General features: G+C 65.6%; 25 protein-coding genes. 22 read left to right on the top strand and 3 right to left on the bottom strand.

The features are described from left to right. The first annotated feature begins 160 nt into the window (after positions 1–160). The 18 genes from ndk (at position 161) to GHK24_RS05555 (ending at position 17,998) form a co-directional block, all read left to right on the top strand. Entirely contained in the window at positions 161–589 is a 429-nt protein-coding gene (gene ndk, locus GHK24_RS05640) for a nucleoside-diphosphate kinase (RefSeq protein ID WP_153470221.1), read from the top strand. A 79-nt stretch (positions 590–668) separates the two neighbouring features. Then, complete coding sequence (gene rlmN / locus GHK24_RS05635) at positions 669–1,760, top strand: dual-specificity RNA methyltransferase RlmN (protein ID WP_153470218.1); 1,092 nt, start codon at positions 669–671, stop codon at positions 1,758–1,760. Positions 1,761–2,009: 249 nt separating this feature from the next. Continuing rightward, the gene (locus tag GHK24_RS05630; protein WP_194286382.1) at positions 2,010–3,407 is read left to right on the top strand and encodes a helix-turn-helix domain-containing protein; all 1,398 of its coding nucleotides are present in this window, start codon (positions 2,010–2,012) and stop codon (positions 3,405–3,407) included. Between the two features lie 14 nt (positions 3,408–3,421). Then, a complete protein-coding gene (gene ispG / locus GHK24_RS05625) occupies positions 3,422–4,747 on the top strand; it encodes a flavodoxin-dependent (E)-4-hydroxy-3-methylbut-2-enyl-diphosphate synthase (protein ID WP_153470212.1) in 1,326 nt (441 codons plus the stop codon). Beyond that, complete coding sequence (hisS, locus tag GHK24_RS05620) at positions 4,744–6,030, top strand: histidine--tRNA ligase (RefSeq protein ID WP_153470209.1); 1,287 nt, start codon at positions 4,744–4,746, stop codon at positions 6,028–6,030. Before ispG ends, hisS begins: the two co-directional genes overlap by 4 nt. Then, positions 6,030–6,755, top strand: a complete 726-nt coding sequence (locus GHK24_RS05615; protein ID WP_153470206.1) for a YfgM family protein — start codon at positions 6,030–6,032, stop codon at positions 6,753–6,755. The genes hisS and GHK24_RS05615 overlap by 1 nt, the downstream gene beginning before the upstream one ends. Beyond that, complete coding sequence (gene bamB, locus GHK24_RS05610; protein WP_153470203.1) at positions 6,752–7,906, top strand: outer membrane protein assembly factor BamB; 1,155 nt, start codon at positions 6,752–6,754, stop codon at positions 7,904–7,906. The genes GHK24_RS05615 and bamB overlap by 4 nt, the downstream gene beginning before the upstream one ends. Continuing rightward, entirely contained in the window at positions 7,903–9,312 is a 1,410-nt protein-coding gene (der, locus tag GHK24_RS05605; RefSeq protein ID WP_153470200.1) for a ribosome biogenesis GTPase Der, read from the top strand. Before bamB ends, der begins: the two co-directional genes overlap by 4 nt. A gap of 69 nt (positions 9,313–9,381) precedes the next feature. Continuing rightward, positions 9,382–9,621 (top strand): RNA chaperone Hfq, encoded by a 240-nt coding sequence (hfq, locus tag GHK24_RS05600; RefSeq protein WP_153470197.1) that lies wholly within the window; start codon positions 9,382–9,384, stop codon positions 9,619–9,621. A 180-nt stretch (positions 9,622–9,801) separates the two neighbouring features. Then, on the top strand, positions 9,802–11,025 hold the full coding sequence (hflX, locus tag GHK24_RS05595) for a GTPase HflX (RefSeq protein WP_153470194.1): 1,224 nt from the start codon (positions 9,802–9,804) through the stop codon (positions 11,023–11,025). 20 nt (positions 11,026–11,045) lie between these two features. Next, complete coding sequence (gene hflK / locus GHK24_RS05590) at positions 11,046–12,284, top strand: FtsH protease activity modulator HflK (protein WP_153470191.1); 1,239 nt, start codon at positions 11,046–11,048, stop codon at positions 12,282–12,284. Then, the gene (gene hflC, locus GHK24_RS05585; RefSeq protein ID WP_153470188.1) at positions 12,284–13,174 is read left to right on the top strand and encodes a protease modulator HflC; all 891 of its coding nucleotides are present in this window, start codon (positions 12,284–12,286) and stop codon (positions 13,172–13,174) included. The genes hflK and hflC overlap by 1 nt, the downstream gene beginning before the upstream one ends. Beyond that, positions 13,171–13,356, top strand: a complete 186-nt coding sequence (locus GHK24_RS05580; protein ID WP_153470185.1) for a DUF2065 domain-containing protein — start codon at positions 13,171–13,173, stop codon at positions 13,354–13,356. Before hflC ends, GHK24_RS05580 begins: the two co-directional genes overlap by 4 nt. Next, positions 13,353–14,531 (top strand): ATP phosphoribosyltransferase regulatory subunit, encoded by a 1,179-nt coding sequence (locus GHK24_RS05575; protein ID WP_153470182.1) that lies wholly within the window; start codon positions 13,353–13,355, stop codon positions 14,529–14,531. Before GHK24_RS05580 ends, GHK24_RS05575 begins: the two co-directional genes overlap by 4 nt. Before the next feature lie 7 nt (positions 14,532–14,538). Further along, positions 14,539–15,846, top strand: coding sequence for an adenylosuccinate synthase (locus GHK24_RS05570; RefSeq protein WP_153470179.1), 1,308 nt, complete (start codon positions 14,539–14,541; stop codon positions 15,844–15,846). Between the two features lie 103 nt (positions 15,847–15,949). Beyond that, on the top strand, positions 15,950–16,639 hold the full coding sequence (tsaB, locus tag GHK24_RS05565; RefSeq protein WP_153470176.1) for a tRNA (adenosine(37)-N6)-threonylcarbamoyltransferase complex dimerization subunit type 1 TsaB: 690 nt from the start codon (positions 15,950–15,952) through the stop codon (positions 16,637–16,639). A gap of 58 nt (positions 16,640–16,697) precedes the next feature. After that, a complete protein-coding gene (gene rimI, locus GHK24_RS05560) occupies positions 16,698–17,174 on the top strand; it encodes a ribosomal protein S18-alanine N-acetyltransferase (protein WP_153470173.1) in 477 nt (158 codons plus the stop codon). Then, positions 17,171–17,998, top strand: a complete 828-nt coding sequence (locus GHK24_RS05555; protein WP_340666108.1) for a uracil-DNA glycosylase — start codon at positions 17,171–17,173, stop codon at positions 17,996–17,998. The genes rimI and GHK24_RS05555 overlap by 4 nt, the downstream gene beginning before the upstream one ends. A gap of 107 nt (positions 17,999–18,105) precedes the next feature. Here GHK24_RS05555 and lplT read toward each other — a convergent pair whose 3' ends face one another. Then, a complete protein-coding gene (lplT, locus tag GHK24_RS05550; protein ID WP_153470170.1) occupies positions 18,106–19,371 on the bottom strand; it encodes a lysophospholipid transporter LplT in 1,266 nt (421 codons plus the stop codon). A 231-nt stretch (positions 19,372–19,602) separates the two neighbouring features. Between lplT and GHK24_RS05545 the strand changes: the two genes are divergently transcribed. Together GHK24_RS05545 and GHK24_RS05540 are read left to right on the top strand one after the other, a co-directional pair. Continuing rightward, positions 19,603–20,127 carry a YaeQ family protein gene (locus tag GHK24_RS05545; RefSeq protein WP_167682462.1) on the top strand — a complete coding sequence of 175 codons (525 nt, stop codon included), beginning with the start codon at positions 19,603–19,605 and terminating at the stop codon, positions 20,125–20,127. 224 nt (positions 20,128–20,351) lie between these two features. Continuing rightward, positions 20,352–21,707 carry a carbohydrate porin gene (locus tag GHK24_RS05540; protein ID WP_153470167.1) on the top strand — a complete coding sequence of 452 codons (1,356 nt, stop codon included), beginning with the start codon at positions 20,352–20,354 and terminating at the stop codon, positions 21,705–21,707. A gap of 88 nt (positions 21,708–21,795) precedes the next feature. Here the strand turns inward: GHK24_RS05540 and GHK24_RS05535 are convergent, their stop codons facing one another. Beyond that, positions 21,796–22,602, bottom strand: a complete 807-nt coding sequence (locus GHK24_RS05535) for an OmpA family protein (protein WP_153470164.1) — start codon at positions 22,600–22,602, stop codon at positions 21,796–21,798. 24 nt (positions 22,603–22,626) lie between these two features. After that, positions 22,627–23,040 carry a DUF4398 domain-containing protein gene (locus tag GHK24_RS05530; RefSeq protein WP_153470161.1) on the bottom strand — a complete coding sequence of 138 codons (414 nt, stop codon included), beginning with the start codon at positions 23,038–23,040 and terminating at the stop codon, positions 22,627–22,629. A gap of 450 nt (positions 23,041–23,490) precedes the next feature. Between GHK24_RS05530 and alr the strand changes: the two genes are divergently transcribed. Beyond that, positions 23,491–24,747 (top strand): alanine racemase, encoded by a 1,257-nt coding sequence (gene alr, locus GHK24_RS05525; RefSeq protein ID WP_153470158.1) that lies wholly within the window; start codon positions 23,491–23,493, stop codon positions 24,745–24,747. Between the two features lie 2 nt (positions 24,748–24,749). Continuing rightward, positions 24,750–26,129: a DNA repair protein RadA gene (gene radA, locus GHK24_RS05520; RefSeq protein WP_340666107.1), complete on the top strand. Its 1,380-nt coding sequence runs from the start codon at positions 24,750–24,752 to the stop codon at positions 26,127–26,129. Positions 26,130–26,241: the final 112 nt, after the last annotated feature.

Genomic DNA, 26,241 nt, shown 5'->3' with positions numbered 1-26,241 from the left:
TCAGCAATCGTCACGGACTCTTGGTAGAATCACCGGTTCCGTGCCGATGCGGCCTGCGTGCGGACATTTCGCCGCGCGCTTTGCAGTCCCGGAATTTCCCGTCGCACTGACGCTCGCTGAGTACTTTTTCCCCTCTCTTTCCTCTCTGGAGAACTGTTTCATGGCAATCGAACGCACTCTTTCCATCATCAAGCCCGACGCCGTCGCCAAGAATGTCATCGGCCAGATCTACTCGCGCTTCGAAGGCGCTGGTCTGAAGGTCGTCGCCGCGCGCATGGCCTGGCTGTCCGAACAGGAAGCCGGCGCGTTCTACGCCGTGCACAAGGACCGCCCCTTCTTCAAGGATCTCGTCAAGTTCATGACCTCCGGCCCGGTGATGATCCAGGCGCTGGAGGGCGAAGGCGCCATCCTGAAGAACCGCGACCTGATGGGCGCCACCGATCCGAAGAAGGCCGCGCCGGGCACCATCCGCGCCGATTTCGCTGACTCGATCGACGCCAACGCCGTGCACGGCTCCGACGCTGCCGAAACGGCTGCCGTCGAAATCGCATTCTTCTTCCCGACGCTCAACGTCTTCGCTGGTCGTTGATTCGGTGTGCGGACGGCGCGTCGGTGGGCTTGCCCGCCATGCGCCGTCCGCTACCGCGTCGACGGTCGACTGACCCGCAATGCCTGTCAATCTGCTCGATTTTGACGCCGCCGGGCTGACGGCTTTTTTCGCCGAACGAGGTGAGAAGCCCTTCCGTGCCCGGCAAGTGCTGCGCTGGCTGCATCGCAGCGGCGTCGGCGACTTCGACGCGATGACCGACATCGCCAAGAGCCTGCGCGAAACGCTCAAGGCATCGGCGACAGTCACGCCGCCGGCGATTGTGGCCGACCGTCTGTCGGAAGACGGATCGCGCAAGTTTCTCTTCGACGTCGGTGCCGGTAACGCGGTCGAGAGCGTCTTCATCCCCGAAGACGATCGCGGCACGCTGTGCATTTCGACACAAGCCGGTTGCGCGCTCGACTGCGCGTTTTGTTCAACCGGCAAACAGGGCTTCAACCGCAACCTCACGACGGCCGAGATCATCGGCCAGTTGTGGCAGGTCAACCGCACACTCGGCGCTGATCCCAAAGGCGATCGCATCATCAGCAATGTCGTGCTGATGGGCATGGGCGAGCCACTCGCCAATCTCGACAATTCGCTGGCGGCCTTGCGCCTGATGCTCGACGACAACGCCTATGGCCTGTCGCGGCGACGGGTGACCGTGTCGACCTCCGGCATCGTCCCGGCGATGGATCGACTGCGCGACGAATGCCCGGTGGCGCTGGCCGTCTCCCTGCACGCGCCGGACGACGCGCTGCGCGACCAGCTGGTGCCGATCAACCAGAAATACCCGCTGCGCGAGCTGCTGGCAGCTTGCCGCCGCTACATCGAGCGGGCGCCGCGCGATTTCATTACCTTCGAGTACGTCATGCTCGATGGCGTAAACGACAGCGACGCCCACGCGCGCGCCTTGCTGGCGATTGCCCGGCAGGTGCCGTGCAAGTACAACCTGATTCCGTTCAATCCATTTCCCGGCTCGCCCTTCCGCCGTTCGCCGACGCCGCGCATTCGTCGCTTTGTCGAGATTCTGCTCGAGGGCGGCATCGTCGCCACGACGCGCAAGACGCGGGGCGACGATATCGCGGCGGCCTGTGGCCAGCTCGCCGGCCAGGTCGAGGACCGCACGCGCCGTACCGGACGCCGCGTCATCGATATTCGCGAGGCCGATTGATGGCGCCGTGCCAGCGATTTTGCTTGCGCGCGGCGGCTTCTCCTGACGCGAAGCCAGTCACGACTTACAATGCTCCCCGGTTAGGCGCCGGCCGGGCGCCCCGCGTTTGCTGCACGCTGCATGCGCGTCCGTCAGATCGACGGATGGCGCGTACCGAACATCGCCCGGAGATCTACCGCGACACCGCGTGTGTTGACGGCATCTCTCCGGGTCTCCCGAAGACCAGTCGTTGTTGAAGGGCGAATACGAATGAGCGAAGAACGCTCGCCCCTTGCGCCGCCGGAGGCGGCGGAGGTGGCGAAGGAAGCCAGCACTACGAATGCCTCTCCGGTGGCTGCGGCGGCCGGGGAGGTTGCTGATATCGCAGAGATCGCTGTGTCAGAGAATGCCTCCCCTGCCTCTGCTTCGCCGGCAGCATCGGTAGAGGCTACGTCTGCGCCGACCGTTGACGCGCCTGCAGGACCCGCCGCTGCCGAGTTGGCGGCGGCTGTGCCCCTGCCGCTCGATGTAGGCGGCCGTCTGCGTTCGGCACGCGAGGAAAAAGGTCTGACGCTGACTGAAGCCGCGCAATCCCTCAAGCTCAGCGCACGCCAGATCGCCGCACTGGAGTCGGGCGATTGGTCGCAGTTGCCCGGCCCTACCTTCGTGCGCGGTTTCCTGCGCAATTACGCGCGCCTTCTGCAGATTGACATCGCGCCGCTGCTGGTCGCGCTGGACGCCGAACAGCCAGTGGCGCCGCCGCCAAAATTGGCGCTGCCGCCGGGCGCTGGCGGAACCCTGCCGCAGGATGGCCGACCGGAACGCCGCGACACGCTGGTCGTGCTTGGCGGCCTGGCGCTCGTCGTGCTCGCCTTCGCCGTCTATTTCCTGGTCCCCGAGAATTTCTGGGCCAACCGTTCCGCGAACAACGACGCGGCCCCGGCAACGGAGACGTCGTCCCCCGCCGAGGCAACACCGGCCGAACCCGTCGAAGCCCCCGCCGCGAACGAGGGCGATAAAGCCTTGTCGGCTGATGCCGACAAAACGGCGCCGACCGTACCGGCCGCCGCGCCGGCGAGTCCGGTTGCCGCGCCCGCGCCGTCCCGCGAGTTGCCGAAAGACCCGGCCAAGGAGGCGGTTGCAGGAAAAGAGGCGGTAAAGGACACCGGCATTCGCCCGCTCGCTACGCCTGCCGCCCCTGCGGTGCAAGCACCCGCCGCGCCGTCGGCACCTGCCGCCGCCGCATCGGCCAAGCCTACGGTGCCGTCCCCCGCGGTTTCCACTAAACCCGTTTCGCCACAGGCCACGGCAACGCCATCCGCGTTGTCCGCTTCGCCGGCAAATGCTGCGACGTCTGCCGCCGCTAGCAAGCCGCTTGCGGCGGCCGCCCCGTCGGCACCCGCTGCGTCGAGTACGCCGCCGGCCGCAAGTGATGCCCAACTGACCTTCAGCTTCGCCCAACCGTCGTGGGTCGAGGTGCGCGATCGCAGCGGTCAGATCGTTTTCTCGCAACTTTCGCCCGCCGGTAGCGAACGCCGCGTCGACGGCCGTCCGCCGTTTACGCTGGTGGTCGGTAACGCGACGCACGTTACGGTGCGCTACAAGGGCAAATCGGTTGATCTGTCGCCGCGCAGCAAGGACGACGTGGCGCGACTCACTCTCGAATAATCAGGAAGACATCCATGAGTTCGCTTCCCGCTTTTGCCGTGGCGTCTGCTGACGCCGCTGGCCAATCGCTTCGCGCGTCGGATACTACGCCGGCGATTGCATTGCCGTCTGGCCTCGGGCGCCGGACGACCCGGCAGGTTCGCGTTGGCGATACGCGTATCGGCGGTGGTGCGCCGGTCGTTGTGCAGTCAATGACCAACACCGACACCGCTGACTGGCTCGGCACCGCCATTCAGTGTGCTGAACTGGCGCGCGCCGGTTCGGAGATGGTGCGCGTCACCGTCAATACGCCCGAGGCCGCCGCCGCCGTGCCGCGCATCCGCGAGCATCTGGCCAAGCTCAATCTCGAAGTGCCGCTGATCGGCGACTTTCACTACAACGGCCACCGCCTGCTTGCCGACTATTCCGAGTGCGCGCAGACGCTGGCCAAGTACCGCATCAATCCGGGCAACGTCGGTCACGGTAAGAAGCGCGACGAGCAGTTCGCGCAGATGATCGAGTTCGCCTGCCGCTACGACAAGGCGGTGCGCATCGGCGTGAACTGGGGCAGCCTCGACCAGGAACTGCTGGCGCGCGTGCTCGACGAGAATTCGCGCCGCGCCGAACCGGCGCCGCTGGCGGCGGTGATGCGCGAGGCGATGATCAGCTCGGCGCTCGAATCGGCGGCGAAAGCCGAGGAACTGGGCCTCGCGCGCGAACGCATCGTGCTCTCGTGCAAGGTTTCCGGCGTGCAGGACCTGATCGCGCTGTATCGCGAACTCGCCGCGCGCGCCGATTACGCGCTGCATCTCGGACTCACCGAAGCCGGCATGGGCTCGAAGGGCATCGTCGCCTCGACCGCGGCGCTCTCCGTGCTGCTGCAGGAAGGCATCGGCGACACCATCCGCGTTTCGCTGACGCCCGAACCCGGCGGCAGCCGCACGCAGGAAGTGATCGTCGCGCAGGAAATCCTGCAGACGATGGGCCTGCGCGCGTTCACGCCGATGGTCACCGCCTGTCCGGGCTGCGGCCGCACCACCAGCACCGTCTTCCAGGAACTGGCGCAGCACATCCAGAACCACGTGCGCAGTCGCATGCCGGACTGGCGCAACGAATATGACGGCGTCGAGAACATGACGCTGGCGGTGATGGGCTGCGTCGTCAATGGCCCCGGCGAGAGTAAGCACGCCAACATCGGCATCAGTCTGCCGGGTTCCGGTGAGGCGCCGGCGGCGCCGGTGTTCGAGGACGGCGTCAAGACCGTCACCCTGCGCGGCGAGCACATCGCCGATGAATTCACCGCCATCGTCGAACGCTACGTGGCGCGCACCTACACGAGAAAGAGCCCGATTCACTCATGAGCCGAAACATCCAGTCCGTCCGCGGCATGAACGACATCCTGCCGGACGAGGCAGAACTCTGGGAACGCTTTGAAGAGATTGTCCGCAGCTGGCTGAAAGGCTACGGCTACCGGCCGATCCGCCTGCCGATCGTCGAGCCGACGCCGCTCTTTTCGCGCGCCATCGGCGAGGTGACCGACATCGTCGAGAAGGAGATGTACTCCTTCGTCGACAGCCTCAACGGCGAACCGCTGACGCTGCGGCCGGAAGGCACCGCCGGCTGCGTGCGCGCCGTCATCCAGCACAGCCTCGCCGGCGAACGGCCGCAGCGCCTCTACTACACCGGGCCGATGTTCCGCCACGAACGGCCGCAGAAGGGTCGTTATCGCCAGTTCCATCAGGTCGGCGTTGAGGCCTTCGGCTTTGCCGGTCCCGACGTCGATGCCGAGCACATCCTGATGGGCGCGCGCCTGTGGGATGACCTCGGCCTCGACGGCATCCGTCTCGAAATCAACACGCTCGGCCAGGCCGAGGAACGCGCGCGTCACCGTGCCGAACTGATCGCCTACTTCGAGGCCAACGCCGAACTGCTCGATGAGGACGCCAAGCGCCGCCTGCACAGCAATCCGCTGCGCATCCTCGACACCAAGAACCCGGCGATGCAGGAACTCGTTGCCGGCGCGCCGAAGCTGATCGACCACCTCGGGCCGGAATCGTTGGCACACTTCGAGGGCGTGCAGCAGATCCTGCGCGATGTCGGCATTCCCTATACGATCAACCCGCGGCTGGTGCGCGGCCTCGACTACTACAACCTGACCGTGTTCGAATGGGTCACCGACCGCCTCGGCGCGCAGGGCACCGTCTGCGCCGGCGGCCGTTACGACGGTCTGGTCGGCCAGCTCGGCGGCAAGGCGACGCCGGCCTGCGGTTTCGCCATGGGCGTCGAACGCCTGCTGGCGCTGATCAGCGACGCTGGCGGCGTACCGGCGCCAACCTCGGTGGACGTCTACGTCGTGCATCAGGGCGAGGCCGCTTCGCGCATGGCACCGCGTGTTGCCGAAGGCCTGCGCGATCAGGGACTCGATGTGCTGCTGCACTGTGGCAGCGGCAATTTCAAGTCGCAAATGAAGAAGGCCGACGCCAGCGGCGCTGCTTTCGCTGTCATCATCGGTGACGACGAGGCGGCGGCTGGCGAGGTCAGCCTGAAACCGTTGCGCGACGGTGGTGAACAGAAACGTGTCGGCGTGGATGCGCTGGCCGACGCGATCATCCAATGCTTACTCGACGATGAGGACGAATCCTGATGGCCACGTACGACCTTGAAGAGCAGGAACAGCTCGACGAAATCAAGACCTGGTGGAAGCAGCACGGCAACACCGTAGTTGGCGTCGTTCTCGCGGCGTCGCTGGCCGTGGCCGGTTGGCAGGGCTGGAACTGGTATCAGCGCAATCAGTCGGCGCAGGCGTCGGCGATTCTCTCGGTACTGCAACGCGCCGTCGAAGCGGGCGACACGCAGCGCGTCAAGGCCGCGGCGGGTGAGTTGGCCGAGAAATTCAGCAGCACGCCGGCCGCCGGTCTGGGGGCGCTGATCGCCGCCAAGGCAGCGGTCGACACCGGCGATCTGAAGACGGCGCACGCGCAACTGGCGTGGGTAGCCACGAACGGCCACGACGAAGTGCGCGAACTAGCCCGCCTGCGTCTGGCGACCCTGCTGATTGACGAAAAGGCGTTCGACGAGGCGCTGCGTACGCTCGATGGCCCGGTGCTGGAAGGCTTCGCCACCCGCTTCGCCGAAGTTCGTGGCGACGTTCTCATGGCACAAGGCAAGAAAGCCGAAGCTGCCACGGCCTGGCGCAGCGCGCTGACTTCCCTCGATGCGACCGATAGCGGCGCCAAGGGACGCAGCACTTTGCAGGAACAGGAAGCCAATGCGCCGTATCGCGAATTGCTGCGCCTGAAGCTCGAGTCGACCGGCGAGGCAGTACCCGCGCCGGTCGCAGCCGCTCCCGCCAAGGAAGCTGCGCGATGAAAGCCTCCTCCGTCCGTCTCGCTTGCGTACTGGCCCTGCCTTTTCTCGCGGCCTGCTCGACGCTGGATTCCATCAATCCCTTCGCCAGCAAGCCGCTCGGCCCGAAGGTCGCTGAACTCAAACCGTTCGTGGCGTCGGCCGAGGCGCGCGTGCTGTGGCGTGAGGGCATCGGCAAACCCAGCGATTATGTGCTCTCGCCTGCCGTGGTCGACGACAGCGTGTACGTCGTCGATCGCGACGGCGTGCTGACGCGCTTCGACGGCGGTCGCAAGGTTTGGCGCGTCAAGGTCGGGCAGACCGTCTCCGGCGGTGTCGGGGCCGATTCGCGCACCGTCGTCGTCGGCACGCCGAAGGGCGAAGTGCTGGCGTTTTCGGCAGCCGATGGCTCGCCGCTGTGGTCGGCGCGGGCGACGAGCGAAGTCCTGGCGCCGCCCGTGATCGGCGACGACGTTGTCGTCGTGCGGAGCGGCGACAACCGTCTCGCGGCTTTCGAACTCGTCGACGGCAAACGCCGCTGGACCTTCCAGCGCCCGTCGCCGGCGCTCGCCATTCGTGTCGCAGCGGCGCCGCTGATCGCTGATCGCTATGTCTTTGCCGGTTTCCCCGGTGGCAAGCTGGTCGCCGTCAGTCTCGCCAACGGCGCGCCGGTCTGGGAAGGTACCGTTGCCGTGCCCAAGGGCGTCACTGAACTCGATCGCGTCGCCGACATCACCAGCACGCCGGCCATCGATGGTCAGGAGATTTGCGCCGCCGCCTATCAAGGCCGCGTTGCCTGCTTCGATCTGGGCAATGGCTCGTTGATCTGGGCGCGCGAAATGTCGAGTTCGGCCGGTCTGGCGATCGATAGCCGCTACGTTTACGTCAGCGATGACAGGGGTGCAGTGCACGCACTGGATCGCAACAGCGGCGCCAGCATCTGGAAGCAGGATCGGCTGGCCCAGCGCCGCCTGACGGCGCCGCTCGTGCGGCGCGGCCTGGTCGCCGTGGCTGATCTGCAAGGCGTCGTACATTTTCTGAAACGCGACGATGGCGCCTTTGCTGCGCGTCTGACTACTGATGGCAACCCGGTTGTCGCTCCCCTGAAGGCGAGCGCCGAAGGCGTTGTCGTTCAGACGCAGGGCGGCGCCATTTACGCAATTGAGGCGCAATGAAGCCAACCTTGGTACTGGTCGGTCGGCCAAATGTCGGCAAATCGACCCTGTTCAATCGTCTGACGCGCACGCGCGACGCGCTCGTCGCGGATATCCCCGGTCTCACCCGTGACCGTCACTACGGCCACGGCAAGGTCGGCGAGCGTCCTTTCCTCGTCGTCGACACCGGCGGCTTCGAGCCGCAGGCGAAGGACGGCATCCTGCACGAAATGGCTCGCCAGACCGAGCAGGCCATTGCCGAAGCGGATGTTGTCGTTTTCGTGGTCGATGCGCGGCACGGACTCTCCGCGCAGGACAAAGAAATTTCCGCCAAGCTGCGCCGCTCCGGCCGGCCGACGTTGCTCGCCCTGAATAAGGCTGAGGGGCTCAACTTCGCTGTCGTCTCCGCCGAGTTCCACGAATTGGGTCTCGGTGAGCCGCACCCGATTTCGGCGACGCACGGCGAAGGGGTGCGCGCGCTGGTCGAAGATGCGCTCGACCTGCTGGGCGAGCCGGCGCCGGACGACGACGAGGATGCGACGGCGGGCGGTGCGCTCAAGGTGGCGATTGTCGGGCGTCCCAACGTCGGCAAGAGCACCATGATCAACGCGCTGGTCGGCGAAGAGCGCGTCATCGCCTTTGACTTGCCGGGCACGACGCGCGACGCCATCCACATCGATTTCGAGCGCGGCGGGCGCCAGTACCGTCTCACCGACACCGCCGGCCTGCGGCGGCGCGGCAAGGTTTTCGAGACCATCGAGAAGTTCTCGGTGATCAAGACCTTGCAGTCCATCGAAGAGGCCAATGCGGTGGTGCTGGTGCTTGATGCGCGGCAGGAGATTTCCGATCAGGACGCGCATATCGCCGGCTTCATCGTCGAGTCCGGGCGCGCGCTGACGGTGGCCATCAATAAGTGGGATGGCCTCGATCCGTACGTGCGCGAACGCGTCAAGGCAGATATCGAGCGCAAGCTGAAATTCCTCGACTTCGCCAAGTTCCACTACGTCTCGGCGCTGACCGGCAGTGGCCTCGACGCGCTGATGCGCTCGGTGGACGCCGCCTTCAAGGCCGCCATCGCCAATTTGCCGACGCCGCAACTGACGCGCACGCTGATCGACGCGACGACCCGGCAGACGCCGCCGCGTCACGGTGTGACGCGTCCGAAGCTGCGCTACGCGCACCAGGGCGGGCGCAATCCGCCGCTGATCGTCATTCACGGCAACTCGCTGGAGCACGTGCCGGAGAGCTATCGCCGCTACCTGGAAGGCGTCTTTCGCGAGACTTTCCGCCTGCAGGGAACGCCGCTGCGCATCCAGTTCAACGTGTCGGCCAATCCGTATGCCGATCGCAAGAAACCAGAGCGTCTGCGCCGCGAAAAGCCCGCCAAGCGGGGCTCCGCGGTAGCGAAGCCAAAGAAAATCAATTAACCTGTCCGCACCCGGAAAGAGACCTCCGGCGATCGAATCCACCCACACTCACAAGATGGAGCAAGAGCCATGAGCAATAAAGGGCAACTTCTACAAGACCCGTTCCTCAACACCCTGCGTCGCGAGCATGTGCCCGTGTCGATCTATCTGGTGAATGGGATCAAGTTGCAAGGCCAGGTCGAGTCCTTCGACCAATACGTCGTGTTGCTCAAGAACACCGTGACGCAGATGGTCTACAAGCACGCGATTTCGACCGTCGTCCCGGCGCGTCCGGTGAACCTTCAGGTCGATACGGGTGACGACGCCTGAACGGCATGCCATCGCGCCCGCTGCTCCTTGTCCGTGCTTGCACCCGCCCGCGGCGGGGCGCCTGTTGTACCCGGCCTTTGGCCGGCTCTCCAGAAATGTCCGGTACTGCCGGATCGGCGGCTCGTGCGGTCGCCAGGTTTGATTTTTCCCCTCGCGTATCTGCCTCGCTGAATCCCCTCCATGCGTGAAGCCAGGGCCGTCGAACGGACGGTCATCGTTCAGCTCGATTTCGGGAGCGACGACTTTCTCGGGCAGTTGGAAGAAGTCCGTCTGCTGGCTCTCTCGGCGGGCGCGAGCATTGCAGCCGAAGTGCACGGACGGCGCGCAAGTCCCGATCCGGCGACCTTCGCCGGCAAGGGCAAAGTCCTCGAAATCGCCGCTGTCGCCGCTGCCGCCAACGCCGCGCTGGTGATTTTCAATCACGAACTGTCGCCAGCGCAGGAGCGCAATCTTGAGCGCGCCCTGTCGTGTCGCGTGGTCGATCGCACGCGCCTCATTCTCGATATTTTCGCGCAGCGGGCGCAGAGCGCCGAAGGCAAGTTGCAGGTCGAACTGGCGCAACTCGACCATCTGGCGACCCGTCTCGTGCGCGGCTGGACCCACCTTGAGCGACAAAAAGGCGGCATCGGTCTGCGCGGCCCTGGCGAAACCCAGCTGGAAACCGACCGCCGGCTTTTGGGCGCGCGCGTCAAAATGCTGCGGCAGCGTCTGGCTCGTCTGGAACGGCAGCGCGGCGTTCAGCGCAAGGCGCGGCAACGGGGCGAAATGCTCAACGTCTCGCTGGTCGGCTACACCAATGCCGGCAAATCGACGCTTTTTAATGCGCTGACGCATGCTGGCGCGTTCGCCGCCGACCAACTGTTCGCGACGCTCGATACCGCCTCCCGCCGTCTGTGGTTGCCTGAAGTCGGCCATATCGTTGTCTCCGACACGGTCGGCTTCATACGTGACCTGCCGCACACGCTGATCGCCGCGTTTCATGCGACGCTGGAGGCGACGGTGCAGGCTGACCTGTTGTTGCACGTCGTCGATGCCGCCAGTCCCGACCGGGCGACGCAGATCGCCGAGGTGGAAAAGACACTGTCGACCATCGGTGGCGCCGATGTGCCGCAGATCATCGTCATGAACAAGGCCGACCTGACCGGGCTGCCGGCGGCGGTCGAGCGAGATGAGTATGGTAGAATTTGCCGCGTTCGAGTGAGTGCGCGAAGCGGCGAAGGCTTGCCGCTGCTGCGTCAGGCGCTCGCCGAAGTGGCGCTGGCGAAGCGGCGCGATGTGCGTTCGAAGTCTGCCGTGCCGGATGCTCCGGCTTTATCAACGTCGCTGTCCGAGCCTTTGGCGTCGATGGCTTCCCCGGCCGGTCCATCCGCCGAACCGGTTCAGAACCCAGTCTCTTCCCTATGATCGCAAGTATCGGAGTTCTCATGTCGCTTAACGACCCGCAGTGGGGGGGGCGTGGTAACGGCGATGGCAAGCGCCCTAACCAGGGGCCGCCCGACCTCGACGACCTTTGGCGTGACTTCAACCGCCGTTTGCAAGGCCTGATCGGTGGCAAGAGCGGTGGCGGCGGTGGTGGACGTCCGCCCGTCGATTTCAGCCGTCGCTTTCTCGGCGGCGGTGTCGGTGTGCTGCTCGTACTCGGCTTGCTGGTCTGGCTGGGTAGCGGCTTTTACATCGTCGACGCGTCGCAACGCGGCGTCGTCCTGCGCTTTGGCAAATTCAAGGAAACGACGGAGTCGGGGCTGCGCTGGCGTTTGCCGTACCCCATCGAGTCGCACGAGCTCGTGAACGTCTCGGGCGTACGCACCATCGAGGTCGGCTATCGGGGCACCGAACGCAACAAGGTGCTGAAAGAAGCCCTGATGCTGACGGACGACGAAAACATCATCAACATCCAGTTTGCCGTCCAGTACATTCTGAAAGACCCGGTCGATTACGTTTTCAATAATCGCCACCCCGACGAATCCGTGATGCAGGTCGCCGAAACGGCGATTCGCCAGATCGTTGGCAAAAACCGCATGGATTTCGTGCTCTACGAGGGGCGCGAGCAGATCGCCGTCGACGCCGCCAAGCTGATGCAGGAAGTGCTCGACCGCTACCAGACCGGCATCCTCATCTCCAAGGTGACGATGCAGAACGCGCAGCCGCCGGAGCAGGTGCAGGCTGCGTTCGACGACGCCGTGAAGGCCGGTCAGGACCGCGAACGGCAGAAGAACGAAGGCCAGGCTTACGCCAACGATGTCATTCCCAAGGCACAGGGCACAGCGTCGCGTCTCATGCAGGAGGCCGATGGCTATCGGCAGCGCATCGTCGCCACCGCCGAGGGCGATGCCAGCCGCTTCAAGCAGATCAACACCGAATACGCGAAGGCGCCGGAAGTCACCCGCACGCGTATGTATCTGGAAACGATGCAGCAGATCTACTCCAACACCAGCAAGGTCGTCATCGACGCCAAGGGGCAGGGCAACCTGCTCTATCTGCCGCTGGACAAGCTGATGCAAGTCAGCGGTACGGGCACGCCCGCTGCAGCGCCGGACACCCCGGCAGCAGCGGCACGCCCAGCCACGGCAGCGCCGGCGGTATCCGAGCCGGCACCGGCTCAGCTTGATCGCGAGACGCGTTCGCGCGATTCGCTCCGCTCGCGTGACAGGGAGGTCCGCTGATGAGAACCGGCCTCAACGTCTTTGCCGCCGCTCTGGTCGCCATTCTGGGCGTTCTCAGCGCGTCGATTTTCACGGTGGATCAGCGCCAGTACGCCATCGTCTTCCAGTTGGGCGAAGTGCGCGATGTCATCGCCGAGCCGGGCTTGTACCTCAAGTGGCCGATGATCCAGAACGTCCGCTACTTTGATAAGCGCATCCTGACGCTCGACAGCGCCGAACCCGAGCGTTTCATCACCTCGGAAAAGAAGAACGTCCTCGTCGACTCCTACGTCAAGTGGCGGATCATTGATCCGAAGCTCTACTACGTCTCGGTCTCCGGTGACGAAGCGCGTGCGCGCACGCGTCTGTCGCAGACCGTCAACGCCGGCCTGCGCGAAGAGTTCGGCAAGCGCACCGTCCATGACGTCGTCTCCGGCGAGCGCGATCAGATCATGGAGCAGATGCGCCAGAAGGCGGATCTCGACGCACGCAAGATCGGTGTGCAGATCGTCGACGTGCGCGTCAAGCGTGTCGATCTGCCGCTCGAAGTCAGCGAATCGGTCTATCGCCGCATGGAAGCCGAGCGCAAGCGCGTGGCCAACGAACTGCGTTCGCAAGGCGCCGCCGAGAGCGAGAAGATTCGCGCCGATGCCGATCGTCAGCGCGAGGTGATCATCGCCGAAGCCTATCGCGACGCGCAGAAGGTGAAGGGCGAAGGCGACGCCAAGGCGTCGGCCATCTACGCGCAGGCGTTCTCGGCCAACCCGGAGTTCTACGCGTTTTATCGCAGTCTGGAGGCTTACTCCGGCGCCTTCCGTAACAAGAGCGATGTCATGGTCGTCGAGCCGAATTCGGAATTCTTCAAGTACATGAAGAGGATCGGCAAGGGCGGCGCCAAAGCCGGGAAATGAGCGAAACGCTGCTCACCGCCTTCGCGCTCATGCTGGTGCTCGAAGGCGTCGTTCCCTTCGTCGCGCCGACGGCCTGGCGTGAGGCTTTTCGCCGGCTGATCCAACTTTCTGACGGGCAGATCCGTTTCATCGGTCTGTCGACCATGCTCGTCGGTCTCATTTTTCTGATGGTACTCAATTGAACTGGCTGCTTCCCGACTACCTGGCCGACGCGCTGCCGCTTGAAGCGGCACAGATCGAGCGGCTACGGCGTCTGACGCTTGACCTCTATGCGCGGCACGGTTTCGAACTGGTGATGCCGCCGCTCGTCGAATATCTCGACTCCCTGCTCACCGGCTCGGGCCAGGACCTGATGCTGAGTACCTGCAAGCTCGTCGACCAGCTCTCCGGGCGCACGCTCGGCGTGCGCGCCGACATGACGCCGCAGGTCGCGCGGATCGATGCGCATCTGCTCAATCGTGAGGGCGTTGTCCGGCTGTGCTATTGCGACAGCATCCTGCACGCACTGCCGGCCGATCAGGCGGCGAGTCGCGAGCCGATTCAACTCGGTGCCGAAATCTACGGTCATCGCGGCGTCGAGGCCGATATCGAGGTCATCCGGCTGATGGCGGCTACCTTGTCGACCGTCGGCGCGCCGGCGGATCGCATCGACCTCAGCCATGTTGGTGTCTTCCGTGCGCTGACGCAGGCTGCTGGCCTCACGCCTGAGAGCGAAGCGCGGCTATTCAAGCTGCTGCAACAAAAAGACGCGACCAATCTCGCTGCCGCCTGCGCCGACATCGCCGAACCCTGGCGTTCGGCCTTCCTGCGTCTGCCCGGGCTTTACGGCGACGCGACGACGCTGGCGCGCGCGCGACGTGAGTTGCCGGCGCTGCCCGCCCTCGCCGCAGCGCTCGAATCGCTGCAACGCCTCGCCGACGCCATGCCGGAACTGCCCTTGTCCTTCGACCTGGCCGATCTGCGGGGCTACCACTACCACACGGGGGTCGTCTTTGCGGCCTTTCGCCACGGTTTCGCGGGAGCGGTGGCGCGCGGTGGGCGCTACGATGGCGGTGGCACGGCCTTCGGGCGTGATCGTCCAGCGACCGGCTTCTCGCTCGATTTGCGCGAACTTGCCCGTCTGGCGCCGCAACTGGCGCCGCGCGCGGCGATTGCGGCGCCCTTCGCCGAGCAGGCGGGAAGCCCGCTGGCGGGCACTATTGCCAAGTTGCGCGCGGCAGGGGAAATTGTCGTGGAACACTTGCCGGGCGCCGCGGAAGACAGCCGCTGCGACCGACGTCTGGTCAGGAACGCCGTTGCGGGAGCTTCGGGCGAGACTGACGCTCAATGGATTATCGAAGTAATCAACAGGGGTTGATCAACACATGGCGAAGAACGTAGTCGTCGTCGGCACCCAGTGGGGCGACGAAGGTAAGGGCAAGATCGTCGACTGGCTGACCGATCACGCGCAAGGCGTCGTCCGCTTTCAGGGCGGTCATAACGCGGGACACACGCTGGTCATCGGCGAGACCGAGTACAAGCTCAACCTCGTTCCCTCGGGAATCGTGCGCAAGGGCGTCAATTGCTATATCGGCAATGGCGTCGTTCTCGACACGCACCACCTGCTGTCGGAAATCCGCGGCCTGGAAGCCGGCGGCATCGAGGTTCGTTCGCGCCTCAAGGTCAGCCCCGGCTGCCCGCTGATCCTGCCCTATCACTCGGCGGTGGATCGTGCGCGCGAAGCGGCGCGCTGTCCTGATTCGCGTATCGGCACGACGGGCAAGGGCATCGGCCCGAGCTACGAAGACAAAGTCGCGCGCCGGGCACTGCGCGTCTACGACCTCTTTCACCCGCACCGTTTCGCTGACCGCTTGCGCGAGAACCTCGACTACCACAACTTCGTCCTGACGAAGTTCCTGGGAGCCGAAGCCGTCGATTACGAAGCGACGCTGGCGCAGGCGCTGGCCGATGCCGACGAAATCCGTCCGCTCGTCATCGACGTCTCGGCGGCGCTGCACGCCGTCAATCGCGCCGGTGGCAACCTGCTGTTCGAGGGCGCGCAAGGCACGCTGCTCGATGTCGATCACGGCACCTACCCGTTCGTCACCTCGTCCAATTGTGTCGCCGGTCAGGCAGCGGCGGGCTCCGGGGTTGGTCCGGGCATGCTCCATTACGTACTCGGCATCACCAAGGCATATTGCACGCGCGTCGGTGGCGGCCCGTTCCCGAGCGAACTCGACATCGACGGCAGCGGTTTGCCGGGGACGCAAATGTCGCAGAAGGGACGCGAATTCGGCACCGTCACCGGGCGCAAGCGTCGCTGCGGCTGGTTCGACGCCGCGGCGCTCAAGCGTTCGATCCAGATCAACGGCGTCACCGGTCTGTGCATTACCAAGCTCGACGTGCTCGACGGCCTGCCGGAACTCAACATCTGCACCGGCTATCGTCTGGCCGGCGGCAGTGTCGATCTGCTGCCGCTGGGGGCCGACGATGTCGCCGGTTGCGAGCCGATTCTCGAAACGATGCCGGGCTGGAGTGAAAGCACCTACGGCGTACGCAGCCTCGACCAGTTGCCGGCGGCCGCGCGAGCCTATCTGGCCCGCATCGAAGAGATCGTCGAAACGCCGATCGATATCATTTCCACCGGTCCTGAGCGCGACGAGACGATTCTGCGTCGGCATCCGTTCGCGTAAGGTGGGCGACGCCCTTGGGCGTCGCGGCCTTGCCTTGTTTTACAATCTCAGGGAGGCTCCGGCAGGGGCCTTCGCAGTGATTCTCTCCGGGTGGAATCGGCGCATGAACCTTCTTGCCCTGGAAACTTCGACTGATACCGGCTCGGTGGCTTTGTGGTTGGACGGTGCGCTCAGCGAGCGCGTCTTCGTCACCGGTGAGCCTGCCGGCTCGACACATTCGCACACCTTGCTGCCCGCCGTGCGGGCGCTGCTCGACGCGGCATCGCTGCGCTTTGCCGACCTCGACGGCATTGCCTTTGGCAATGGGCCGGGCGCTTTCACCGGCCTGCGTGTTGCCTGCGCCGTGGCGCAGGGGCTGGCGGCGGCGCACGATTTGCCACTTATTCCCGTTTCAACGCTCGAGGCCATGGCTTTGTCCAGTGGCGGCGAGCGCGTGCTGGTCGCGCTCGATGCCCGTATGGGCGAGGTGTATTGGGGCGTCTATTGCGCCGGCGTGGCGCAGGCACCGCTTATTGTGGCGGCGCCGCAGGATGTGCCGCTCCCCGAAGGGGCGGGCTGGCTCGCCTGTGGCAATGGTCTGGCGGCTTATCCCCTGCTCGCCGAACGTTTGCAGGCGAAAGCCACGGCATTCCAGCCGCAACTGATGCCGGCGGCTTCCGCCGTGGCGCGATTGGCGGCTCCCCGTCTGGCGCGTGGCGAGCGCGTGGCTGCGGCCGATGCGGTGCCCGTCTATGTGCGCGACAAGGTGGCGCTGACGGTCGCCGAGCGTCTGGCGCAGGGCGGTCGCGCATGAGCGCGCGCGTTAGGGGCGCTGGTGTTGCCTGCATTCGGGAGCTGCCGGGAGTGACGGCATGAGTGCCCGCCTTGAGCCGCAGATCGAGATCCTGCCGATGAACGAGCACGATCTCGATGCGTTGATGCAGATCGAGACCGACGTTTATCCCTTTCCGTGGACGCGCGGCAACTTTGCCGACTCGCTGCGGACGGGCTATAGCTGCTGGGTATGTCGCGTCGCTGGCGAACTGGTGGGGTACGCGGTGATCATGTTCGCCGTGGACGACGCGCACCTGCTCAACATTACGGTGGCGCGCGCGCGGCACGGCAAGGGTTACGGTGCGCGCTTGCTGGCACAGGCGATCACCGTCGCGCGTCGCGCGCACGCGCGCATCCTGCTGTTGGAGGTGCGACCGTCGAATGCCCGGGCGATTGCGCTTTACCGCTCGTTCGGCTTTCGCCAGATCGGCGTGCGGCGCGGCTACTACCCGACCGAGAACGGCCGGGAAGACGCGCTGGTGCTGACGCGTACCCTGACCGAGGTGTCCGCGTGAGTCTGTCGCGCGAGGCCATGCTGATCGAAATGGGCTTGGGGCCGCTGTGGAAGTTGCGCGCGGTTCCTGCCGCGGAGGCGAGTCCTGAGGTTTCCGTTGACGCGCCCGAGAGTCGCTCGTCGGGCGAGGCGGATTGCGCCAGCGAGGTGTCGGCCCTGGTGCAAACGAGTGCTCCTCCTTCAGCCTCTCTCACTACCGGCGAAATATCCGTGGCGTCGCCGTCGGCTACCGATGGCGCGGATGACGCTCCCTGGCAGACCCTGCGTCGTGAGGTGGTCGAGTGCCGCGCTTGCGCGCTGTGCGAAAAGCGGAATCAGGCGGTGCTGGGCGTTGGTGATCCTGCCGCTGACTGGCTTTTCATCGGCGAAGGGCCGGGCGCCGACGAGGATGCCTGCGGCGAGCCTTTCGTCGGCGCGGCGGGCAAGTTGCTCGACGCCATGCTGGCGGCGATTTCCCTGCGGCGTGGCGATGACGTTTATATCGCCAATGCCGTCAAATGCCGGCCGCCGGGCAACCGCACCCCGGAGGCGGGCGAGATCGCCGCGTGTCGTCCTTACCTTGAACGGCAGGTCGCCCTGTTGCAGCCGCGTCTTGTCGTGCTGCTCGGGCGCGCGGCCGTACAGGCGACTCTGGGGCTCGATGTGTCGCTGGCCAGCCTGCGTGGCAAGCCGCAGGTGTGGGAGATCGCCGGACAGCGTATTCCGCTGGTGGTGACGTATCACCCCGCTTACCTGCTGCGCAGTCCGCTCGACAAGGCACGAGCCTGGGAAGACCTCTGTCGCGCCCGCGCCCTGATGGGCGAGGCGAAGGCGGCCGCGCAATAACGCATACACCCTACACCTTATCGCTGGTGTGCCGCGCGAGGCGACGGTGCGCCAGAGTGCGGCCGCAAGCCGGGGGGGGCGGCCGCACAGGCAGCGCCGCGCTGCACTCAGTGCAGACAGCCGTCGTCGAGATGGATGACGTCGTCGTGGGCGCGCTGATTGGCTTCGTGCAGGCGTTTGACGAGGAACATGATGGCGCTGACGAAAATGCCGAATAGCGTCAGCACCCAGTAGATCGACAGATCCGCGCGGATCATCGCGTAGTAGGCGCCGGTCATGACGAGAATCGAGACATTCTCGTTGAAGTTCTGCACGGCGATCGAGTGCCCGGCTCCCATGAGAATGTGCCCACGGTGCTGGAGCAGTGCATTCATCGGGACGACGAAGAATCCGGAGAGTCCGCCGATGAGGATCAAGAGCGGCACGGCGACCCAGATTTCATGCACGAAATTCATCACCAGAACGATGAAGCCCATGGCAATGCCGAGCGGGATCACCCGCACCGATTTGCGCAGCGTGATCATCTTCGCTGCCAGCATGGCGCCGAGCGCGACGCCGACGGCGACAACGCCCTGCAACATGCTCGATTTGGATAGATCGAGCGACAGGGCGGCTTCTGCCCACTTCATGACGATGAATTGCAGCGTGGCCGCCGCGCCCCAGAAGAGCGTCGTCACCGCCAGCGATACCTGCCCCAGCTTGTCGCGCCAGAGCAGCGCCAGACAGTGGTTGAACTCATGGATCAGCGACAGCGGGTTGCGTTTGAAGGGCTTGTGGTCGACGCCGGTGTCGGGAATGTAGAGATTGAAGATCGCCGCCAGCAGGTAGAACACCGCGACGAAACAGATCGCCATCTCGCCCACCGTGTTGACGCCGGTGGTGATCAGCGGGAAGTCGAAGGCGAGCAGCGCCTGCGCGATGTCGGGCTTGATCAGCGTGCCGCCGATGACGACGCCGACGATGATCGCCCCGACCGTCAATCCCTCGATCCAGCCGTTGGCAACGACCAAGAGGCGGTGTGGCAGCAGTTCGGTGAGGATGCCGTATTTGGCAGGCGAATACGCTGCCGCGCCAAGACCGACGACGGCATAGGCGATGAGGGGGTGAACGCTGAAGAACATCATCGCGCAACCGACCACCTTGATCGAATTGCTGATGAACATGACGCGCCACTTCGGCATGGAGTCGGCGAAGGCGCCGACAAAAGCGGCGAGAACGACGTAGGAAACCGTGAAGAAGGTCTTCAGCAACGGCTCGTAGGCGCTCGGCGCCTGCATATCACGCAGAGCGGAAATGGCGACGATGAGCAGCGCGTTGTCGGCCAGCGCGGAAAAAAACTGCGCGGCCATGATGATGTAGAAGCCGAGAGGCATCCGGAGCAAATGTCCCGAGAGGTGTCGCGGGTTTATACCATGAATGCTTTTAACTTGTTAGCGAGGGGCGGCGCCGGGGCGGCCTGCGCCAATGCCCGCCCAGTGCGGCTTTCCGTGGAGTTGGCAGGCGCTTTGCGCTGGGTTTGTCGCTTGTTTTGCCGCGTCGGCGGGAAGAACGGGCGGAATGCGCGGCTGTCGGTGGCATAATCGCGCCTTTTCGCGGGGGGCGACGTGGCGCTCAAATCAACCGTTTTCAAGGCCGAACTCCAGCTCGCCGACCTCGACCGCAATCATTTCGCCGACTACGCGCTGACGCTGGCGCAGCATCCCTCGGAAACCGAGGAACGGCTAATGGTACGCCTGCTCGCCTTCGCGCTCTATGCCCATGAAGACCTGCGTTTCGGCAAGGGTCTGTCGGCGGACGACGAGGCGGCGCTGTGGGAAGTCGATCCCACCGGCCTCATTCGCCGCTGGATCGAAGTGGGATTGCCGGAGGAGGGGCGCCTGCGCAAAGCCTGCGGTCGCGCCGAACAGGTGGTAGTGATCGCCTATGGCAGTCGCGCCGAGAGCTGGTGGAAGCAGAATGCCGAGGCCTTGCAGCGCTACCGCAATCTTGAGGTTTTCGTACTGTCGGCGGCCGATAGCGACAGTCTTGCGCGCCTGGCTACGCGCTCGATGAAGCTTGCCTGGACTATTCAGGAGGGAACGGTTTATCTCGATGGCGCGCAAATCCGGCCAATACGCCGCTTTCCCTGATACCGCCTGCCATCGCGGGCAGGACGTCACGGGGGCACTCGCCTGCGATTAGTAGACCGAAACGGCTACATGGCGAGGCGAATTGTCACCGGGCTGTCACTTTAGTTTCATATCCTCAGAGCGCCGGGGGCTTGCGAGAGGCGTGCTTTTATATTTCTGCTTTCGCCGAGACGAGCCGACGCGCTCGCCCACAGCGGCCGAGGGTTATTTTTCAAGGGTTTTTTATGTTTTTGCTTTTTTTTGCTCGAATTTCCAAGTTTTCGGGCATCTCCGCCGGCGTCTTGCTGATGGCCTCCCTGGCGCCGGCCGTTGCCCTGGCTGAGGGCGACGAGTACGAGGAATGGACAGCGCGCTTTCAGACGACCTATGTCTGGCAGAAGAAGTCTTCGTTCAGGGCGGCTTACAGCGGCAGCCAGAGTCTCGCGGCTGAGGCCGAAAAGAGCTATACGGCGACGGCGACCGCTTATCTCGGGTTTCGTCCCTGGCAAGGCGGCGAGTTGTATCTCAACCCGGAAGTGACGCAAGGCGTGCCGTTTTCCGATCTGAACGGCACCGGCGGTTTTACCAACGGTGAACTGACGCGTACCGCCGGCACCACGCCGACGCTCTACCGGCAGCGTCTCTTCCTGCGCCAGACCTGGAATCGCGGCGGTGGCGAGGAGGTGGTCGAGGCCGATGCCAACCAGATGGCCGGGCACGTCGATACCAACCGTTTTGTGCTGACGCTCGGCAATTTTTCGACGCTCGACGTTTTTGACGACAACGCCTACGCCAAGGACCCGCGCGTCCACTTCATGAACGCCGGTTTCATGGCGCCGCTCGCCTACGACTACGCCGCCGATGCACGCGGCTTCGGCTGGGGCTTCGCGGGTGAGTGGTATCAGGAAAATTGGGTCTTCCGCTTCGGCCGCATGACCGGGCCGCGCGAGCCGAACATGTTGCCGACCGACTATCGCATCGGTCGCCATTACGGCGACCAGATCGAAATCGAGCGGGGGCACACGCTCGCGGGCCTGCCCGGCAAGGTACGCCTGCTCGCCTGGCGCGATCACGCGCGCATGGCGAGCTTCGACGACGCGCTGGCGTATCTGCGTGCCAATCCCAGCGCCGATCCGCAAGCCATCGCGGCCGTGCGTAACAGTGACAAGACGAAATCCGGCTTGGGCATCAACATCGAGCAGGCGCTGGCCGACGATCTGGGCTTTTTCCTGCGCGCCATGAAGGCTGATGGCCGGACGGAAACGCTCGCCTTCACCGAAACCGACGCCTCGCTGGGTACCGGCTTCTCGCTGAAGGGCGCGCGCTGGGGACGCGCCGACGACACCGTGGGTCTCGGCTATCTGCGCAATGCCTTGTCGGCCGAGCGGCAGCGCTACCTGGCGGCGGGCGGTATTTCCTTCTTCCTCGGCGATGGCGCACTCAACTACCGCCCCGAACAGGTGGTCGAGGCGTACTACAGCGTGAACATCATGCGCGGCGTTTATCTGACGGCGGATGTGCAGCACATCCGCAATCCCGGCTATAACGCAGACCGCGGCCCGGCCAACTTCACCGCCCTGCGCTTCCACGCCGAGTTCTGAGCGGCGCCGCGAGTTCTCTGCGCCGCGCTCGCCGCTATCGGGCGAGGGCGCGGCGCGCTGGCTTAAGAGAATTGCGAAATGCGCCGGATCAACGCGATGGGATGACGCCGTTGTCGTCGGAGAGAATCACTTCGACGCGACGGTTCAACTGCCGGCTGCCGGCGCTGTCGTTGCCCGCCACCGGATAAGCTTCGCCGTAGCCGTGCGTGCCGATGCGTTCGCTGGCGACACCGGCGTCGACCAGCGCGTCGCGCACAGCTTCGGCGCGCCGGCTTGAGAGCTCCTGATTGTGGCTCTCGCTGCCGGTGCTGTCGGTGAATCCCTCGATCTGCACCTTGCGCTGCGGCGCGTCCTTGAGGATGTTGGCGAGCGTGCGCACGCTGCGCAGTCCGCCGCTCTTCAGCTGCGCCTTGTCGGTATCGAACAGCAGGTCGCCGATGGTGACGACCAGACCGCGTGCGGTCTTGGTCGCCTTCAGTTCGGAGAGTTGCGCTTCGAGTTGCAGGTTCTGCCGGTGCGAGGCGTCGGCTTCCTGCGTGCGCGCCGCGAGTCTTTCCTTGTCGCGGGCGCCGTCGGCGTGGCTGATGCGCTGTTCGGCGGCTTTTTCCCGGCCCGTTTCTTCGGCGATGGCGACCTGCTGCCGGGCGAGATAGGCCAGATGCTCGATGTCGGCGGTCTTGTCGCCGCGAATCGCCGCCTCGTTGGCACGATTGAGATAGTCGCCCGCGAGGCGCAGTTCGCCGCCGGCAAGCTCTCGGGTTTGCGGCTGGTCTTGCGCCGCGCGGTAGGTGCTGCGGGCTTCGTCGAGCCGCGCGTTGTTTGGCGGCGTGCTGCTGCAGGCGCCAAGCACGGCAATGCTCAGGAGGCTCAGGGCAAAAACGGCAGTCTTGTGCATGATCGTTTCCTTTGTGGGATGGGCTTAGCGGGGACGGCGGTACATCTCTTCGCGCAGGACGCGCACGCCCTCGCGTAGCTCGGCCGCCGCTGCGCGCGCCTTGCTCGAGCGCGCCCTGACTTCGGCCAGATGGGCGTCGAGCTCGGCCTGCTGCGCGAGCTTCAGGGCGTCGTCGTTGCGGCCATCGGCAAAGGCGGCGCGGGCGCGGTCGAGCTTTTCGCGCGCGAGCAGCAAGTCGGACGGCGCGGCCTCGCCGGCGCCCGCCTTGGTGGCACTCTCCAGCGCGGCCGTCGATACGGCCAATTGCTCTGTGGGCGGTGGCGTGCTGGCGCAGGCCGCCAGAAGCAGCGTGGTGCCGATGGCCAGCCAGACGTGTGTGCCGCCATGAATCGCCGTGAACCTGCGCCGTGACGCAGACGTGCTGAGCCTTGAGTTCATCGCTGATTTCCTTTGTGGTGATGAGGGAAGGGCGGGATGTTGCGTTCGGCGGGGGGGCCTTAGCCGCGCTGCCGGCGATACCGGTCGCGCTCGCCAGCCTCGGCGGGCGAGCGGCGTCGACGCGCGCCGTGCGATCACCCCTTACGCCGAGGCAGTGTGGAGCGCGGTCGGAAGAGGCGTCGGTGCGCTGGCGCACATCGCCGGCCTTTTGGGCGATATCGTGGCAAGTGTCGGCGAGCGATGAAATGGCGCCGCCGGTCCGCCTGCCCAGAGCCAGTCAAGGTAGGGGGCAACTGTCGGCGCCGGGCGTTTTGTGCTTGAATACTCCCCTGCCAAGGCGTGGCGACCCCTGTTTTTTTCGGGCCTTTCGCCTTCCCTGTCGTGTGCCGTTCGCGGCACGCTCTTCCGCCCAGTGTCATCCGGCGCCCAATTCCCGGAGTCCGTTTTCCGATGTCTACGTCTGCTATCGCCAGCCCGCGTGAGGAGAATTCTTCGCGTGCGTTGCGTGAATTGTCTGCTCCCGCCTTTCCTGCCAGCGCGCAGTATCCCCACCTCAATCCCTATATCGCCCACCCGCTCGTATCGCGCCCCATCCACGCGCGCATCGATCTGTCGGCTCTGCGCCATAACTATCTTCAGGCGCGCCGCCGCGCGAGTGGCACGCGCGCTTTCGCCGTGGTCAAGGCCGATGCCTACGGGCACGGCCTGCTGCGTGCTGCACGCGCCTTGGGCGACGTTGCCGACGGCTTTGCCCTGCTCGACCTCGCCGAGGGCGTGGCGCTGCGCGATGCCGGCATCCGCCAGCCGATCGTCCTGCTCGAAGGGCTGTTTGCGGCGAGCGATGTCGCGGTGTGCGTCGACTACGATTTGCGGCCGGCGATCCACTGTTTCGATCAGATCGCCATGCTGCGTTCGATGCCGGCGGGCGCGCGTCTGTCGGTCGGTCTCAAGATCAATAGCGGTATGAACCGCCTGGGTTTCACGCCCGATCAGGTGCCGCGTGCGCTGGCTGAGTTGCAGGCCTTGCCGGGTGTTGCGGCGGTGATGTTGATGAGCCACTTCGCCAACGCCGACGACCCGCGCGGCGTCGATTGGCAGTATCAGCGCATGGCCGCGCTCCTCGCCGACTATCCGGGGGAAGTGTCGCTGGCCAATTCGGCGGCCATCCTGCGTCACACGCAGGTGCGCTGTGACTGGGTGCGGCCGGGGATCGTCCTCTACGGCGGCAGCCCGTTTGCCGGGGAGCGCGCCGCAAGCTTCGGTCTGCGGCCGGTGATGACCCTGCAAAGCCGCCTCATCGGCGTTCAGGAAGTGTTGCCCGGCGACCGCGTCGGTTACGGCGGGCTGTTCGAGGCCACGCAGGCGACGCGCATCGGCGTCGTGGCCTGCGGCTACGCCGACGGCTATCCGCGCCATGTGCCCGGGGGCTCGCCCATCCTCGTTAACGGCCAGCGCACCGTGACCGTCGGCCGCGTGTCGATGGACATGATGGCCTGCGACCTGAGCGCCATTCCCGACGCGGGCATCGGCAGCGAGGTGACGCTGTGGGGCGAGGGCTTGCCGGCCGACGAAGTCGCCGCTGCCGCCGGCACCATCAGCTATGAACTCTTTTGCTCGCTGGCGCGCCGCGTGCCAGTCAGCGAATGCGGGCTTGAGGCGCTGGCCGCCGAGATCGCCGGCGCCGTGCCTGCCGCTGGCGGAGCCTGAGCGTGGCGCGCGACAAGAGCGTCTACAGCTGTGGCGAATGCGGCGCGACAACGCCGAAATGGCAGGGGCAATGCCCTGCCTGCGGTGCCTGGAATACCTTGTCGGAAACGCGGCTCGCCGCCCTCTCGCCGGCAGCGCAGAACGCTTCGTCGCCACGCTTTGCCGGTCTGGCGCCAACGTCGGCGCCGCGCGTGCTCGCTGACATCGAGGCGCGCGAGGCTGATCGCGTGCCGACCGGTGTCGGCGAGTTCGACCGCGCGCTCGGCGGCGGTCTGGTCGCCGGTGGCGTTACGCTGATCGGTGGCGACCCCGGCATCGGCAAGAGCACGCTGCTGCTGCAGGCGCTCGCCGGCCTCTCGGCGACGCGGCGCGTGCTCTATGTTTCGGGCGAGGAGTCGGGCGAGCAGGTGGCGATGCGCGCGCGCCGGCTGGCGCTGGAAACGCGCGCACTGCCGCTGTTTGCCGAGATCAACCTTGAACAGATCCTCGCCGTGCTGGCGCGCGAGCGTCCCGACGTGGCGGTGATCGACTCGATCCAGACCCTGTGGAGCGACGCGCTCGCCTCGGCGCCGGGATCGGTGGCGCAGGTGCGCGAGTGTGCGGCGCAGCTCACCCGGCTGGCCAAGCAGACCGGCATCAGCATCCTGCTCGTCGGCCACGTCACCAAGGAAGGCGCGCTGGCCGGCCCGCGCGTGCTCGAGCACATCGTCGACACCGTGCTCTACTTCGAGGGCGACACGCACTCGGCCTTCCGCCTCATTCGCGCGGTGAAGAACCGCTTCGGCGCGGTCAACGAGATCGGCGTCTTCGCCATGACTGAGCGCGGGCTGAAGGGCGTTTCCAACCCGTCGGCGCTGTTTTTGCCCTCGCGCTCGCAGGCAGCGCCCGGCGCGGCGGTGCTCGTCGCGCAGGAGGGAACACGGCCCTTGCTCGTCGAAATCCAGGCGCTAGTCGATCCGGCGCACGGCAATCCACGCCGCCTGACCGTCGGTCTCGACGCGCAGCGTCTGGCGATGCTGCTCGCCGTGCTGCACCGCCACGCCGGTGTCGTCTGCTTCGACCAGGACGTTTTCGTCAACGCCGTTGGTGGCGTGCGCATCATTGAACCGGCGGCGGACCTCGCGGTGACGCTGGCGATCGTCTCCTCGCTCGCCAACCGGCCGCTACCGGACAAGCTCGTCGTCTTCGGCGAAATCGGCCTGACCGGCGAGATCCGCCCGGCGCCGCGCGGCCAGGAGCGCCTGCGCGAAGCGGCCAAGCTCGGTTTCACGCGCGCGCTGATTCCGGCGGCGAACGCGCCAAAGCAGCCGATCGAGGGGATGGAAACGATTGCCGTCGTACGCGTCGAGGACGCCGTTTCGCGCCTGCGCGATCTGGAGTGATTCGTCGCTCCTGGCGGTGCGGGTGGTGGAGTGCAGCGCTACGGGATCGTTCGCGCCCGGCTGTGGTCGGATCAGACAGGAGGCGGCGCGCTGCGCATCGAACCGTCGGCGC

The organism is Rhodocyclus gracilis, assembly GCF_009617575.1.
In the GTDB taxonomy this organism is placed as follows: Bacteria; Pseudomonadota; Gammaproteobacteria; order Burkholderiales; family Rhodocyclaceae; genus Rhodocyclus; species Rhodocyclus gracilis.
Note: the sequence above shows the minus strand (reverse complement) of the source record. Positions and strands in the feature narration are given on the sequence as shown.

Excerpts from the sequence above, each read along its gene's own strand:
- ndk (WP_153470221.1), top strand. The coding sequence starts at position 161 with ATGGCAATCGAACGCACTCTTTCCATCATCAAGCCCGACGCCGTCGCC.
- rlmN (WP_153470218.1), top strand. The coding sequence starts at position 669 with ATGCCTGTCAATCTGCTCGATTTTGACGCCGCCGGGCTGACGGCTTTT.
- GHK24_RS05630 (WP_194286382.1), top strand. The coding sequence starts at position 2,010 with ATGAGCGAAGAACGCTCGCCCCTTGCGCCGCCGGAGGCGGCGGAGGTG.
- ispG (WP_153470212.1), top strand. The coding sequence starts at position 3,422 with ATGAGTTCGCTTCCCGCTTTTGCCGTGGCGTCTGCTGACGCCGCTGGC.
- hisS (WP_153470209.1), top strand. The coding sequence starts at position 4,744 with ATGAGCCGAAACATCCAGTCCGTCCGCGGCATGAACGACATCCTGCCG.
- GHK24_RS05615 (WP_153470206.1), top strand. The coding sequence starts at position 6,030 with ATGGCCACGTACGACCTTGAAGAGCAGGAACAGCTCGACGAAATCAAG.
- bamB (WP_153470203.1), top strand. The coding sequence starts at position 6,752 with ATGAAAGCCTCCTCCGTCCGTCTCGCTTGCGTACTGGCCCTGCCTTTT.
- der (WP_153470200.1), top strand. The coding sequence starts at position 7,903 with ATGAAGCCAACCTTGGTACTGGTCGGTCGGCCAAATGTCGGCAAATCG.
- hfq (WP_153470197.1), top strand. The coding sequence starts at position 9,382 with ATGAGCAATAAAGGGCAACTTCTACAAGACCCGTTCCTCAACACCCTG.
- hflX (WP_153470194.1), top strand. The coding sequence starts at position 9,802 with ATGCGTGAAGCCAGGGCCGTCGAACGGACGGTCATCGTTCAGCTCGAT.
- hflK (WP_153470191.1), top strand. The coding sequence starts at position 11,046 with ATGTCGCTTAACGACCCGCAGTGGGGGGGGCGTGGTAACGGCGATGGC.
- hflC (WP_153470188.1), top strand. The coding sequence starts at position 12,284 with ATGAGAACCGGCCTCAACGTCTTTGCCGCCGCTCTGGTCGCCATTCTG.
- GHK24_RS05580 (WP_153470185.1), top strand. The coding sequence starts at position 13,171 with ATGAGCGAAACGCTGCTCACCGCCTTCGCGCTCATGCTGGTGCTCGAA.
- GHK24_RS05570 (WP_153470179.1), top strand. The coding sequence starts at position 14,539 with ATGGCGAAGAACGTAGTCGTCGTCGGCACCCAGTGGGGCGACGAAGGT.
- tsaB (WP_153470176.1), top strand. The coding sequence starts at position 15,950 with ATGAACCTTCTTGCCCTGGAAACTTCGACTGATACCGGCTCGGTGGCT.
- rimI (WP_153470173.1), top strand. The coding sequence starts at position 16,698 with ATGAGTGCCCGCCTTGAGCCGCAGATCGAGATCCTGCCGATGAACGAG.
- lplT (WP_153470170.1), bottom strand. The coding sequence starts at position 19,371 with ATGCCTCTCGGCTTCTACATCATCATGGCCGCGCAGTTTTTTTCCGCG.
- GHK24_RS05540 (WP_153470167.1), top strand. The coding sequence starts at position 20,352 with ATGTTTTTGCTTTTTTTTGCTCGAATTTCCAAGTTTTCGGGCATCTCC.
- GHK24_RS05535 (WP_153470164.1), bottom strand. The coding sequence starts at position 22,602 with ATGCACAAGACTGCCGTTTTTGCCCTGAGCCTCCTGAGCATTGCCGTG.
- GHK24_RS05530 (WP_153470161.1), bottom strand. The coding sequence starts at position 23,040 with ATGAACTCAAGGCTCAGCACGTCTGCGTCACGGCGCAGGTTCACGGCG.
- alr (WP_153470158.1), top strand. The coding sequence starts at position 23,491 with ATGTCTACGTCTGCTATCGCCAGCCCGCGTGAGGAGAATTCTTCGCGT.